General features: G+C 71.5%; 12 protein-coding genes. 4 read left to right on the top strand and 8 right to left on the bottom strand.

What is annotated here, in order from left to right; all coding sequences use genetic code 11:
* Positions 1-23 precede the first annotated feature (23 nt).
* Positions 24-971, bottom strand: coding sequence for a formyltransferase family protein (locus tag ACFYOU_RS32595; RefSeq protein ID WP_391310803.1), 948 nt, complete (start codon positions 969-971; stop codon positions 24-26).
* 250 nt (positions 972-1,221) lie between these two features.
* Here ACFYOU_RS32595 and ACFYOU_RS32590 point away from each other — a divergent pair, with 250 nt between their 5' ends.
* Complete coding sequence (locus tag ACFYOU_RS32590) at positions 1,222-2,583, top strand: SidA/IucD/PvdA family monooxygenase (RefSeq protein ID WP_391310802.1); 1,362 nt, start codon at positions 1,222-1,224, stop codon at positions 2,581-2,583.
* Between the two features lie 64 nt (positions 2,584-2,647).
* On the top strand, positions 2,648-2,857 hold the full coding sequence (locus ACFYOU_RS32585) for an MbtH family protein (RefSeq protein ID WP_385756992.1): 210 nt from the start codon (positions 2,648-2,650) through the stop codon (positions 2,855-2,857).
* 417 nt (positions 2,858-3,274) lie between these two features.
* Here ACFYOU_RS32585 and ACFYOU_RS32580 read toward each other — a convergent pair whose 3' ends face one another.
* Positions 3,275-3,448 carry a CsbD family protein gene (locus ACFYOU_RS32580; protein ID WP_389764227.1) on the bottom strand — a complete coding sequence of 58 codons (174 nt, stop codon included), beginning with the start codon at positions 3,446-3,448 and terminating at the stop codon, positions 3,275-3,277.
* Between the two features lie 283 nt (positions 3,449-3,731).
* On the opposite strand from ACFYOU_RS32580, the gene ACFYOU_RS32575 reads away from it, so the two are divergent.
* Positions 3,732-3,947, top strand: coding sequence for a hypothetical protein (locus ACFYOU_RS32575; protein ID WP_385490565.1), 216 nt, complete (start codon positions 3,732-3,734; stop codon positions 3,945-3,947).
* 159 nt (positions 3,948-4,106) lie between these two features.
* A complete protein-coding gene (locus ACFYOU_RS32570; protein ID WP_391310799.1) occupies positions 4,107-4,589 on the top strand; it encodes a hypothetical protein in 483 nt (160 codons plus the stop codon).
* 91 nt (positions 4,590-4,680) lie between these two features.
* On the opposite strand, the gene ACFYOU_RS32565 is transcribed toward ACFYOU_RS32570, so the two are convergent.
* The 6 genes from ACFYOU_RS32565 to ACFYOU_RS32540 form a co-directional block, all read right to left on the bottom strand.
* Positions 4,681-5,343 (bottom strand): hypothetical protein, encoded by a 663-nt coding sequence (locus ACFYOU_RS32565; protein ID WP_391310797.1) that lies wholly within the window; start codon positions 5,341-5,343, stop codon positions 4,681-4,683.
* Complete coding sequence (locus ACFYOU_RS32560; RefSeq protein ID WP_391310795.1) at positions 5,340-5,948, bottom strand: hypothetical protein; 609 nt, start codon at positions 5,946-5,948, stop codon at positions 5,340-5,342. The genes ACFYOU_RS32565 and ACFYOU_RS32560 overlap by 4 nt, the downstream gene beginning before the upstream one ends.
* Before the next feature lie 65 nt (positions 5,949-6,013).
* Positions 6,014-6,790 carry an ATP-binding cassette domain-containing protein gene (locus tag ACFYOU_RS32555; protein WP_391310793.1) on the bottom strand — a complete coding sequence of 259 codons (777 nt, stop codon included), beginning with the start codon at positions 6,788-6,790 and terminating at the stop codon, positions 6,014-6,016.
* Positions 6,787-7,854 (bottom strand): iron chelate uptake ABC transporter family permease subunit, encoded by a 1,068-nt coding sequence (locus ACFYOU_RS32550; protein WP_391310791.1) that lies wholly within the window; start codon positions 7,852-7,854, stop codon positions 6,787-6,789. The genes ACFYOU_RS32555 and ACFYOU_RS32550 overlap by 4 nt, the downstream gene beginning before the upstream one ends.
* Complete coding sequence (locus tag ACFYOU_RS32545) at positions 7,835-9,037, bottom strand: ABC transporter substrate-binding protein (protein WP_391310790.1); 1,203 nt, start codon at positions 9,035-9,037, stop codon at positions 7,835-7,837. Before ACFYOU_RS32545 ends, ACFYOU_RS32550 begins: the two co-directional genes overlap by 20 nt.
* Positions 9,038-9,268: 231 nt before the next feature.
* On the bottom strand, positions 9,269-12,545 hold a 3,277-nt coding region (locus tag ACFYOU_RS32540), incomplete at its 5' end, for an AAA domain-containing protein (protein ID WP_391310787.1).

Below are 12,545 nucleotides of genomic sequence, written 5' to 3'. Positions count from 1 at the left end.
CGTCGCGTCGAACGGGCGGGCCGTCAGGGACGGCCGGTCAGGTAGCCGCCCATCGAGGTGAAGTACTCGGTGGCGGGCAACTCGCGGCCGTCCTCGGTCCGTACGCGGGTGATCGCCAGGCCGTGGTTGCGTCCGGTGCGGGCATCGGCGCCGGCGACGATCACCACCCCGTCGCCCTCGCGGTAGAAGACCCGGCCGGGAGTGCCCCCGTAGCGCCCCTCGGACACGACCGCGGAGAGCACCTCCAGGCGCTTGCCCCGGTGGAAGGTGAAGGCGCTCGGGTACGGTGCGGACTGCGCGCGGACCAGTCGCTCCAGGGCGTCGGCGGGCCAGCTCCAGTCGATGCGGATGTCCTCCTCGGCCCGCTTGTGGAAGAAGCTGGCCAGGGAGCGGTCCTGCCGGGTGAACTCGGTCTGGCCGGAGGCGATCAGGTCCAGGGCGCCTATCGTCACCGGCGCGATGAGGTCGACCGTCTTGTGGAACAGGTCGGTGGCGGTGTCCGTGGGCTCCACGGTCACCGCGCGCTGGTCCACGATGTCGCCCGCGTCGAGCGTCTCGTCCATCATGTGGGCCGTGACGCCGACTTCCTGCTCACCGTTGATGAGGGCCCAGATCAGCGGGGAGAAGCCCGCGTACTTCGGCAGGAGCGAGTCGTGGACGTTCAGCGTGCCGTGCCGGGGGAGGGCGTAGACCTGCGGCGGGATCCAGGTGCGCCAGTTGTTGGCCACGATGATGTCCGGCTCGGCCTCCTTGAGGCGCTGCAACAGCTCCTCGTCGTCGGGCCGGTTGCGGATCACGACCGGAACGTCGTGCTCGGCGGCCAGCTCGGCGACCGAGTCGCTCCAGATCTTCTCGTAGGCGTGCTCGCTCTGGGGATGCGTCACGACCAACACCACGTCGTGCTCGGAGTCCAGGAGGGCTTGCAGGGTGCGGTGCCCCCAGGTCTGGTAACCGAACATGACGACCCGCATGGGGTTCCTCCTTGGGAGAGCGAATGACTGCGCCAAGTAAAGCAAGCCTTACCTAACGGTGCAACGTCCCCAAGTTTCAGGCCCGTTGGGAGATGTGATGTGCCACATGCCCGTTCCGCCCCGTCGACAGGCCGGTTCAAGTAAGGTTAGCTTTACCTAAATTCGGGGGCGTGGCGTCCATGAGCGGGCTCGGCGCCTCGTTCATTTCATCCACGCCTGACAGGCGGCTGTCCCGCACGATGGGAGTGACATGTCACAGGTTCTTCCTGGCGACGCACCTCTGATCCACGACCTCATAGGCATCGGCTTCGGGCCGTCCAATGTGGCCATGGCGATTGCGCTCAGCGAGCACAACGCACGCGTCGAGAGGCAGGATGCCGTCACTGCCCACTTCTTCGAGCGTCAGCCGAGCTTCGGCTGGCACCGCGGCATGCTGATCGACGACGCCACGATGCAGGTCTCCTTCCTCAAGGACCTCGTCACCCTGCGCAACCCGTCCAGCGAGTACACCTTCCTGTGCTACCTCCAGAGCAAGGGTCGGCTGGTCGACTTCGTCAACCACAAGAGCTTCTTCCCGCTCCGCGTCGAGTTCCACGACTACTTGGAGTGGGCCGCGGCGAAGGTCGACGACATGGTCTCCTACGGCCACGAGGTCATCGCCGTCGAACCCGTCGTGCGCGACGGCGTGGTGGAGTACCTCGACGTGACGGCCCGCTCCGGCTCCGAGACGGTGGTCCACCGCGCCCGCAACCTCGTCATCGGCACCGGCCTGCGGCCCTTCGTACCCGACGGCATCCAGCGCAGCGACCACATCTGGCACACCTCCGAGCTGCTGACGAAGCTCGACCAGCTCGACGGCCTCGAAGGCACCGACCCCTCCCGCTTCGTCGTCGTCGGTGCGGGGCAGAGCGCCGCGGAGAACGTGGCCTACCTGCACCGCCGCTTCCCCGAGGCCGAGGTCTGCGCGGTGTTCTCGCGCTACGGCTACAGCCCCGCCGACGACAGCAGCTTCGCCAACCGCGTCTTCGACCCCGCCGCGGTGGACGAGTACTTCACGGCGCCCGAGGACGTCAAGCGCAAACTGATGGACTACCACGGCAACACCAACTACTCCGTGGTCGACGTCGACTTGATCGCCGACCTCTACCGGCAGGTGTACCAGGAGAAGGTCCTCGGCACCGAGCGGCTGCGCTTCCTCAACATGTCGCGGCTCACCGGCGTCGAAGAGGTGGGCGACAAGGTCCGGGCCACCGCCACCTCCTCCGTCACCGGGGAGGACACCACCCTGGAGGCCGATGTCGTGGTGTTCGCCACCGGCTACAGCCCGGTGGACCCCTTCGGAGTCCTCGGCGAGGTCGCCGAGCGCTGCCACCGCGACGACCAGGGGCGTGCCCGGGTCGAGCGGGACTACCGCCTCGCCACCGAACCCGAAGTGCGGTGCGGCATCTACCTCCAGGGCGGCACCGAGCACACCCACGGCATCACCTCGTCGCTGTTGTCCAACATCGCGGTCCGGGTCGGTGAGATCCTGGACTCGATCGTCGAACGCGGTGCGGAGTCCGCCGAGGGCGAGCACGAGCCCGTTGCCGACGGCATCGGTTCGGTCCGCTGAGGCTCCCCCCGCACGAGCAGTCGTCCACGTCGTCCACCGCACGTCCACGAGGAGTGACCACCGTATGACCACCAATCCGTTCGATGACCCGGAGGGCGGCTTCCTGGTCCTGGTCAACGACGAGAACCAGCACTCGCTCTGGCCGTCCTTCGCCGAGGTACCGGCCGGGTGGCGGACCGTCTTCGGCGAGGACACGCGCGATGCGTGCCTGGCGTACGTGGAGGAGCACTGGACGGACCTGCGCCCGGCGAGCCTCATCGCCCGACAGGGCTGACCGACCGCCGTACGACGCGTCGCCCGTGGAGGGGGTTCTCCACGGGCGACGCGTCATGCGTGCGCTGCCCGCGAACGTCACTGGCCGTCCCGCTCTCGATAAAGGACGCGCACGCGAAGGGAATTGCCCTACCAGGGAATCCCGCCCCGCTGTCCGTGCCGCGACACCGGCATCCTTCTCGGCATTCCCCTCGAATACCTCGACCGTCTGGACCGCGGTGAACGAGTCGGCGCAGCGACCACCGACATATCGCAGATCCACACCCCCGTCGACCCATGGGATTCCGAACTCCGCGTAAAAGTACGCTCGGTGGGAATCGAAGCGGAGCGCGCCCCTTTCCGGAACCGGAGTTCCACCGGGCCGGAGGTGCTACGGACCGCGGGCCCGAGGACTGCGAGGCCGAGGGCTGCTGCGGGGCTACGGCTTGAAGGCGTCCTTGGCCTTCTCCTTGGCCGCCCGGGCGTGCCCTTCCGCTTCCTTGGCCCTGCCCTCGGCCGCCAAGCGTTCGTTGCCCACGGCGTGTCCGGCCCCCTTCTGGACCTTGCCCTTGATCTGTTGCGCCTTCGCGCGGGCCTTCTCGTCCTTCGCCATGACGCGTCCTTCCTCTCGTGGGACATGCGGCGCTCTTGTCCATTACACGGCGAACGACGGAGGTTGTCGCCCCGAGGAGGGCAGCGGCCAACGCTTCCCCGACGGAGCGGGTACCGGTCGACACGCACCGCGTGCACTCGGTGTCCAGGAGCTGCCGCCACGCCCCCGTGCACCGGGCGTGCTCACCGCCCGGCAGCGGAGGGGAACCTTCCGCGACCGCCGTCCGTCGGGGGATGGAGAGCCGGAACCCCGGCTCGTGCCCTTCGACGGAGGCGGGTCCGCCATGCAGACGAACGACACGGGGCAACTGGAGACCACTCTGGGCGGCCAGCGGGTGACGCTGTCCCTCCAGTCGACGGACGCACCGTGGGCCGCGGGTGGCATCGGAGTGCTGCGTGCCGTCCCGGCCACCCACACCGACCGGGGCGAGGATCCCCCGGCGCTCCCCGAGGAGCCCCCGCTCCCCATGCCCGTGGCGATGCTGGGCCTGGGGCTCTGAGCCGAGCGCCGCTCCGCAGTCACACATCGCGGCGTGGGTAGCTCGTTGGAGTGGGGCTCAAGGGAACCCCTCGACACATCCGTCACAGATGGTGATTCTTTGTGTGCATAGCGACACTTGTGCTCACTTCGGGCGCTATCTGTTGAAGGAGTGGTTGCGATGAAGACACGTTCAGTGGTGTGTGCCGTGGTGGCGGTACTGGCCCTCGCCGGTGCGGGGAGCGCCCACGCGGTGACCGCGCTGGGTCCGGTCGGTACGACCGCGACGGCCCCGGCCGCCGAGCGAGGGGTGAAGGCGCGGCCCACCAGCGACACCATCATCCGGCCGCGGGCGACGATCTGTAAGAACCAGGCGTGGACGTCGGGCAACGGCCGGGCGGTCCTGCGCCTCCAGGAGGACGGCAACTTCGTCCTCTACAAGGACGGCCGCGCCGCGTGGCAGGCTCCCAACACCTGGAGCCGCGGCAACTGCGCCGTCTTCCAGGAGGACGGCAACTTCGTCGTCTACGACAGCGCCGGCCGGGCCGTCTGGGCGGCCGGCACCTGGAACAAGGGCGCCTACCTCGCGGTGCAGGACGACGGCAACGTCGTCGTCTACGACAGCAGCCGTCGCCCCGTGTGGGCGACCAACACCGGCGACTGAGCAGCGGTCCGAACGCCGGCAGGGCGAGGCACGGAGGCACCCCCGGACGGGATTCCCTTCCGGGGGTGCCCCGTTCGGTGCGGGGCCGGCGCTACGGCGTCCCGGCGGGAGCCGTCGGCGCACCCGCTTCGGCCATGGTCCAGCCGAGCAGCCCGTACAGGAGCTGCGTCGCACCGGGCATGAAGGCGGAACCGTGGTGGTAGACGGGGTCCATCGTGGTGACGACGAGACGGCCCGGGGTGGAGACGCGGTCCTCGTAGAGGAGGACCTCCGCGGGACCAGGGCCCTCCTTCTCGGTCAGGGCCAGGACGCTGGCTCCCCGGGGCGGGTGGAGGAGGCCGTGGTAGTGCCAGCGGACCGAGCGTTCGCTGAGGTGCCGCCAGGCGGGGTGCTCCGGCGAACGCCGCCGCACCCCGGGGTCGGCGCCGGTGCGCCACCACCAGAAGTCGGTCTCCGCGGGACGGTGGGACCGCAGCCCGGGGAGCCAGGGGGCGATCTCGTTCTCCCCCAGCACGATCACCGTGCCGCCGCGTTCCGCGACGGTGAGGATCTCGGGTGCGGCAGCGGTGAGTCGGGCGCCGTGCAGCCGGTCGCAGACGAGGAGGACGTCCAGGTCCGCGAGGTCACCCGCGGCGAGCTCGGGCAGGTAGTGGGCGCGCGGTCGCCAGAGGCGGACCGCGGGGTCGTCGAGGGTGGCGAGCTGGAAGGAGCTGCCTCCGTGGAGGATGCCCAGTCGGGCGGGCCCGGGGCTCATCGGGGTCCCTCCAGCCAGTCGAGCAGTCGCGCCCCGAGGTGGCGGGTGGTGCGGTCGTGGTCGCTGAAGGACAGCAGGTCGTTCCCGGCGTGGGCCAGGACCGCCCCGGCGCCGAGGGGGTAACCGATGTCGATCGGGAGCCGGTACGGGCCGATTCCGTTGATCACCGTCGCGTCCTCGGGCAGCGCACCGTGGTAGCCGCGTCCGTAGAAGCCGGCGACGCCGACGCGCGCGAGTTCCTCGCCGGTGGGAGTGCCCGGGACCCCGGTGCGGTAGAGGAGTTCGTCGAAGTCGACGCCCGCCCAGACGGGGTGCGGGGTCACCGGGGTGATCCGCAGGTCACGCGGACCCCGGTGGTCGAGGCGTCGCCAGGGGGCGAGGCCCGGCAGGAACGGCCGGTTGACGTGTCCGTTGACGAGGACGCGGCCGCCGCCGCGCACCCAGTCGGCGAGCAGGTCGGCCTGTGCACGGAGGAAGAGCTGGTCGCAGTCGAGGGAGAAGATCAGCCCGCGGCAGCCGTCGAGGCGGGCGGCGCTCAGCTCGTAGAGGTCGAAGGCGGGGACCGGTCGGTCGGGGACCGTGCGGTCGACCGTCGCGGGACCCATCGTCGCTTTGAGGACGCGAGGCGCGGGTTCGCGGGGTGGGGGAGTGCCGGGGGCGGGGGAGCCGGTCATGGGGCGCTTCCCGTGGTGTTGGTGGGGCGTTCGGGCCCCAGGTCGGGAACGACGAGGGTGCGTGGTCCGCGCGGGCCGCCGGCCCGGGGGGTGGTGACGGGCAGGCCGTACACCTCGGTGAGGGTGGCGGCGGTGAGGAGATCGGCGGCGGGGCCGGTCCGCACGTCCTCGGGGCCGAGCACGAGGGTGACGTCGTCGGCGAGGTGCAGGGCGTGGTCGGGGTGGTGGGTGGTGAGGGTGATGCCCATGCCGTCCGCGGCGAGCGACTGCAACAGGGTGAGGACCCGGGCCTGGTTGCGCAGGTCCAGGGCGGACACCGGTTCGTCCAACACCATGATCCGGCACTGTGCCGCCAACGCCCGCGCTATCAGCACCAGTTGCCGTTCCCCACCGCTGAGGTGGGCGTAGTCCCGGTCACGCATGGCGGTGATGCCGACGCGTTCCAGGGCCTCGTCCGCGAGCTGTCGGTCACGGCGCCCCGGGGACGCGTACGCCTTCAACTGTCGGGAGCGTCCCATGAGGACCATGTCGGCGACGGGGTACGAGAAGGCGGTGCTGTGCGACTGCGGTACGTACGACACCGGGCTGTCGCTGGCCACCGTCCCCTCCGTGGGGGTGAGCAGCCCGGCCAGACAGCGCAACAGGGTCGTCTTGCCCCGGCCGTTGGGGCCCAGCACGGCGTGCACGCGACCTTCGTGGGCGGTGACGGTGACCTCGCGGAAGACGAAGTCCTCGCGGGTGTAGCGGTAGCCGAGGGAACGTGCCTGGATCATTCGTTGGTCCACAGTCGGTTGCGGGAGCGGGCCAGGATCGCGACGAAGAAGGGGACACCGATGACGGCGGTGAGGATCCCCAAGGGCATCTCGGCCTCGGTGACGGTGCGCGACAGGGTGTCGACGAGGGTGAGGTAGGCGCCGCCGACGAGGAAGGCGGCCGGCAGTTGGATCCGGTGGTCGGTGCCGACCCAGAGCCGGGCGAGGTGCGGTACCACCAACCCGACCCAGCCGATCAGCCCGGAGACGGCGACCGCGCCGGCGGTCATCAGGGCGACCGCTCCGAGCAGCCACAACCGGGTGGTGCGCGGCGGCACCCCGAGGGCCTGGGCGTCCTCGTCCCCCAGGGAGAGGACGTTGAGCCGCCACCGCAACACCAGGACCACCACGGCACCCGCCACGATCGGCACGGCGGCCACCAGGACCTTTCCGTAGTCGGCGGTCGACAGGCTGCCCAGCAGCCAGAACACGATCGACGGCAGCTCCGAGTAGGGGTCCGCGACATAGGTGGTGAAGGAGACCAGCGCGGCGAAGAAGGCGCCGGTGACGGTGCCGCCGAGCACGATCATCAACAGCGGGGAGCCGGTGGAGAGCCGTCCGATCATCAGGACCACCGCCAGCGCCGCCAGCCCGAAGACGAAGGCACTGCTGACCAGGCCGACCGAGCCGAGCCCCAGCACCAGGGCGAGCACTCCGCCGAAGGACGCCCCCGAGGAGACGCCGATGACGTCGGGGCTGACCAGCGGATTGCGGAACACGCCCTGGAGCGCCGCGCCGCCGAGCGCCAGCGCGCCGCCGACGAGTACCGACAGGATCAGCCGGGGCAGCCGGACGTCGAGCACCACGGTCTGCTCGGTGGCCGTCCAGGTCCGGTCGACCGGGACCACCTGCCCGAGCAGCATCCGCACGATCTCGCCCGGCGGGACCACGTACCGCCCCATGGCCAGCGCACCCAGGGCGACGAGCAGACACACCGCGCCGAGCAGGGGCAGACCGCGGGTCCACGCACGGGACGGCCGGTCCCCGCGCACGTCCAGCGTGCGTTCAGGCGCGGAAGCCGTCATGGCCGCTGCTCCTGGAGTTGAGGTCGAGCCGGAGGACGTCGTCGACCTGGGCGGAGGAGATCCGGTAGCCGTAGAGCCGGTCGAACGCGCCGGTGAGCTGGGCGCGCAGCCCATTGGCGCCGGCCGTCGACGGGTGCAGGACCTGGGCCATCCACCGCCACATCAGGGGGGACTCGGCGCACGGCGGGTCCCACCGGTATCCGCCCAGCGGGATCTTGTACACGCGCCGGTCGCGCACCGCCCGCACCCGGGCGAGCTTCGCGTCGCCGTACAAGGCGGCCGGTGGCTTCTCGTCGAAGGCGCTGAGCAGGATGACGTCGGGGTCCCACTCCAGGATCTGTTCCGTGGACACCTGCGGGCTCGCCGCCTTGAGGTCCTTGGCCGGGTTGACCCCGCCGACGAGCTCCGTGCAGAAGTTCATGTAGCCGCTGCCGTTGTACGAGGTCCACCCGTCGGCGGCGGCCCGCAGGTACAGCACCTTCTGGCCCGTTCGCTGCTGCCCGCGGACGAGCGCGCTCACCGCGGTCTTCTCCGCGTGCATCCAGGACACGAGCTCGTCGGCGCGGCTCTCGTTCCCGGTGATCTTGCCGAAGAGGGAGATCCAGGTCTCCAGCTTCTCCTGGGTCCCGTACGTCAACCCGATGACCTTGAACCCGGCGTTCTCCAAGGGGGCGATGACCTCGTCGCCCATGTCGCCCCACTGGATCACGACGTCGGGCTCCAGCGAGAGCAGCGTCTCCACGTTGGGGACGAAGTCGCTTCCGGACACGGTCCGGGTCTTCGTGGAAGCGGGGAACATCTCGCCGAAGATGCCCTGCTTGTTGGCGACGAGGGTCGACTCGTTGATGCCGACGATCCGGTCGACACCGCCGTCCACCGCGGCGAGGATCGACGGCGAGGGGATCACCGTGGTGGCGATCTTGGAGACGGGACCGTCGAAGGAGATCTTCACCCCGCGCTGGTCCGTCACCGTGAACCCGGCCGAACCGCTCGGTGCGGTGCCCTTCCCGTCCTTCCCGTCCTGCACCTCGCGGGACGAGCAGCCGGCGAGCGCACCACCGGCGGCCACGGCCACGCCCCCGGCGCCGAGCAGCTTGAGGAGGCCGCGCCGATCGGTACTCCTCCGGGTGCTTCCGCGGTGGGCTGGGGAGCCGTCGGGCAGGGGTGGCACGGGGGCGGGCATGACGAACCTCCGGACAGGGAAGGTGTTGGTTAGGTAAGGCTTACCTTAGCTGTGCGGGGTGTGGGGTTGAGTGCCGTGCGGGGCGTGAGGGGATTCGCAGGGCGCAACATGTCTGTGCATGACGGGAGTTGGGTTTGAATCGGGTGATATGTGCACTTGATCACATGCATTCCGGGGTGACCCCGTCCAAGGGCGCTCGTCCCCGTCCCGTCAGCCGCGCCCACCGCTCCCTCAGCGCGGATCGTGCAGCGGCGGCCACCCCGCACGGTCCCGGACGTGGTCGAACTCCACGACCTGCGCGGCCAGCACGTCGAAGTGCGGCAGCGGTGCCCACAGATCGCGTTCACCTATGACGTAGAGACGGCGCTTGGCCCGACTGGCCGCGACATTGAGCAGGTGCGGGGTGCGCGCCGCCCAACTGCGGGCACCCGGACGGTTGCCGCCGAGGACCAGGACGACCACGTCCGCCTCCTTGCCCTGCGCCTTGTGGACCGTGGCGCAGCGCTCCGCGAGCAGGGCCCGGGTCCAACCCGGACGCTCGCCGCACACCTTCTGACACTCACGGACCAGCGCCCGGAACGGCGCGATGACGCGCAGCCGGTCCACCTCCACGCCCTCCCGGTCGAGGTGGTCGAGGACGAAGGCGAAGGCCCGACGGTCCCGCTCGCCCCACGCGGCGTCGGCCGGTCGCGCGGGATCATCGGTGTTGAGCCAGCGGCTGGGCAACAGGCCGTCGCGGGCCTCGTCCGGGAAGGGCCGTCCGCCGGTGCCGTAGACCATCAGGCCGTCGTAGGCGACCTCGTTGCTGACGGTGAACATCGGCTCCTCGCACCGGCGGTGGACCCGCAGGGGCGAGCCCACCCAGACGTGGTCGTCGTCGCCCCCGGCGGGCCCCGGGAGATAGGTGCCGTAGCGGTTCACCCGGTCGGCGACCGCCTGCGCGGACGTCGCCGAGGGCAGCCACTCCTCGTCCACGCCGTAGGCGCGCAGCAAGCGGCGCTGGAGTGCCGAGGGCATGGTGACGACGGGTTCGAGTTGCAGCGGGTCACCGACGAGGACCGCACGCTTCGCCCGCCAGAGCGCGCCGACCGCGGCCTGCGGCGTGGCCTGGCCGGCCTCGTCCACCAGGACCCAACCGATCGACCCCTGCCCGAGGCGGGCGAACATGCTGCCGATGGAGGAGAAGGTGGTGGACACGACCGGAACGAGGAGGAAGAGGGTCTGCCAGGCACGCAGGACCTCCTCGTCCGGAACGGGGCCACCGGTCCCGGCCATCGACTCCATCAGGACCTGGAGGTTGCCGCGGACCCTCAACGCGTTGCCCGCGACCAGGGCCCGGTGGAGGTCGAGGGCGCGCAGGAACAGATCGCTACGGGCCGTCGCCCACGCCTCGTCGGACCACGGTGAGCTGAGCTCCTGCGCACCGTCCGGGAGCGCCAGCCAGTCCAGCGGCAACGAGGGCAGGTCGTCGGCCGCCTCCCGCAACCCGGTGCGCTGGGCGTCGAAGGCGCTCAGGGCGGCGTCCAGGTCCCGCCGGGCCGTCACCGCCTCGCGGCGTGCCCGTCCGGTCGCCTCCCGAGCCGCCGACTCCTCCGCGCGGGCGGCCTCCTCGCGCGCCAGGGCCGTGGCAGCCGCAGTGGTGGCGGCGTCCCGCTCGGCCGAGCACCGAACATGGACGTCGACCGCCATGGCCTCGGCCTCCACACACGCACTGACCTGCATCATCGCCGTGTCCAGCGCAGCCCGCTCCTGCATCAGCGCGGCCGCCACCTCGACCTGGCTGCGCTCGCGCTGCTGCTCGGCGGCCTCCCGTTCGGCGCTGGTCCGCAGCAGCCGCCGCAACCCACCGCGTAGGCCACGCTCCACGACCACCGGTGCTTGGTGCCGGGCCGTCAGCGCCTCCACGTACTGACGGCGCTGCGCGGCCAACTCACGGGCGGCCGACACCCGGGCGCGGGTGGTGGCCAGCTCCTGGCGAGCGGACGGAACCAACGCGTCCGCGGTTCGTCGGTCGACCTCGGCGGCCCGGGCCGTGACGCCCGCCGCGGCCACGGCCGTGGCGGCCGCACCGTGGCGCGCATCGGCGGCGGCCACGCCCTCGTCCGCACGGCGGCCCGCGGCCCGCAGCGCCTCGATCCGCCGTGCGGCCCGCCCCGACTCGACCTCGCTCAGCGCCGCGTCCAGCCGGACCCGCTCGGCGCGCAGCCGGTCGACCTCGGCCTGCGCGGCCCGGAACGCCGCGACGGCCCCTGCCCAGGACGGCACCGGGGAGGCCGACCCCACCGGCGGCGCCGTCCCCGCCGACGCACCCGCGGCACCCGCGGCGCGCCCGCCCCGGCCCGGGGAACGCGGCGGCACCCAGTCGCTCAGGATGCTCTGCATCCCGCGCAACCGGGGAAGACCGGCAGCCGAGCGCGCCTTGCTCTCCTTCTCGGGCAGCCGCCCCCACCAGAAGCGCTCCCCGAACTCCCGGCGGTTGCCCTTGTTCCCCAGCACCGCCGCCACCAGCCCCCAGGCAGGCGCACCGCCGAGCAGGGCGGATGCGAGGTCCGAGAAGTGGTCGGTCCCGTCGCGCCAGTGTTCGTCGAGCGCGTCCGCCCCGGGCAGCTCAGCGGTGACGTTCTCCACCGCCCCGTTGTTGGACGAGGTGACCACGATCTCGAACCCGGTCAACCGCGGGTCCAGCTTCGCGACGAAACGCTTGTGCCGGCCCTGACGGTCGTTGCCCTGCCAAGCCCGACCGGTGAACGCCTGCTCCGGACGGTCGAAGGCGGCCATCACCGCGGCACGTTCGACCACGAGCGCGGCGACCAGGTCTCGCAGCATCGTGGTCTTGCCGGTGCCGGGCGGACCGTTGACCGAGAACAGCCCGCCCGCCGAGCCGGCCAGGTCGGCGAGCACACGGTTCACGGCGAACTGCTGACTGAGGGCCAGCGGGTGCTGCGCCTTGGCCGGCCAGCGCCCCGCCGGCACCCACCGGGGGGCGACCCCCGCCAACACGTTCCGCCGGTCGTGCCGCAGATCGGTCCGCGCCTCGGGATCGATCGACTGCCGCGTGGTGAGGTAGCCCTCCAGGGCCGGCCCCGGGCCCTCGGGGAGCGCGTCCCGCACCCGGGCCAGGTCCGGGGGCAGCAGACTGTTGAGGAACGGCTGTGCGGCGGTGCTCTTCTGCTCGTCGCGCGGACGGTGGACCAGCATGCTGCGCACCCGGACCACCCGGGGATCGAGACGGTCCTGGACACCGCAGAGATCGGCGATCTGCGCGGTCAGGGCCACCAGGTCGGCGAGGGCGACCGGCCGGGGACCACCCACGACCGCGCTGACGGGGACATCGGCCACCGGTCCCGTACCGCCGCCCTCGGCGGCCGTGCCGTCCGACTCCGGCGACCCGCCCGCCTCCGCGGCACCCCGCTCGGCGCGCCGCGCCGCCCAGTCGGCGGCCCGCCGCACCAACGGCTCGGTGGCGCCCCGTACCGCCGCGCCGGTGACGTCCCCGAACAGCGCACCG

Source organism: Streptomyces sp. NPDC005955, assembly GCF_042871255.1.
In the GTDB taxonomy this organism is placed as follows: domain Bacteria; phylum Actinomycetota; class Actinomycetes; order Streptomycetales; family Streptomycetaceae; genus Streptomyces.
Note: the sequence above shows the minus strand (reverse complement) of the source record. Positions and strands in the feature narration are given on the sequence as shown.

What these genes read in the sequence shown, in the direction of transcription:
- ACFYOU_RS32550 (WP_391310791.1), bottom strand. Translation starts at nt 7,854, where the DNA reads ATGACGGCTTCCGCGCCTGAACGCACGCTGGACGTGCGCGGGGACCGG.
- ACFYOU_RS32565 (WP_391310797.1), bottom strand. Translation starts at nt 5,343, where the DNA reads ATGAGCCCCGGGCCCGCCCGACTGGGCATCCTCCACGGAGGCAGCTCC.
- ACFYOU_RS32545 (WP_391310790.1), bottom strand. Translation starts at nt 9,037, where the DNA reads ATGCCCGCCCCCGTGCCACCCCTGCCCGACGGCTCCCCAGCCCACCGC.
- ACFYOU_RS32560 (WP_391310795.1), bottom strand. Translation starts at nt 5,948, where the DNA reads ATGGGTCCCGCGACGGTCGACCGCACGGTCCCCGACCGACCGGTCCCC.
- ACFYOU_RS32580 (WP_389764227.1), bottom strand. Translation starts at nt 3,448, where the DNA reads ATGGCGAAGGACGAGAAGGCCCGCGCGAAGGCGCAACAGATCAAGGGC.
- ACFYOU_RS32570 (WP_391310799.1), top strand. Translation starts at nt 4,107, where the DNA reads ATGAAGACACGTTCAGTGGTGTGTGCCGTGGTGGCGGTACTGGCCCTC.
- ACFYOU_RS32595 (WP_391310803.1), bottom strand. Translation starts at nt 971, where the DNA reads ATGCGGGTCGTCATGTTCGGTTACCAGACCTGGGGGCACCGCACCCTG.
- ACFYOU_RS32575 (WP_385490565.1), top strand. Translation starts at nt 3,732, where the DNA reads ATGCAGACGAACGACACGGGGCAACTGGAGACCACTCTGGGCGGCCAG.
- ACFYOU_RS32585 (WP_385756992.1), top strand. Translation starts at nt 2,648, where the DNA reads ATGACCACCAATCCGTTCGATGACCCGGAGGGCGGCTTCCTGGTCCTG.
- ACFYOU_RS32590 (WP_391310802.1), top strand. Translation starts at nt 1,222, where the DNA reads ATGTCACAGGTTCTTCCTGGCGACGCACCTCTGATCCACGACCTCATA.
- ACFYOU_RS32555 (WP_391310793.1), bottom strand. Translation starts at nt 6,790, where the DNA reads ATGATCCAGGCACGTTCCCTCGGCTACCGCTACACCCGCGAGGACTTC.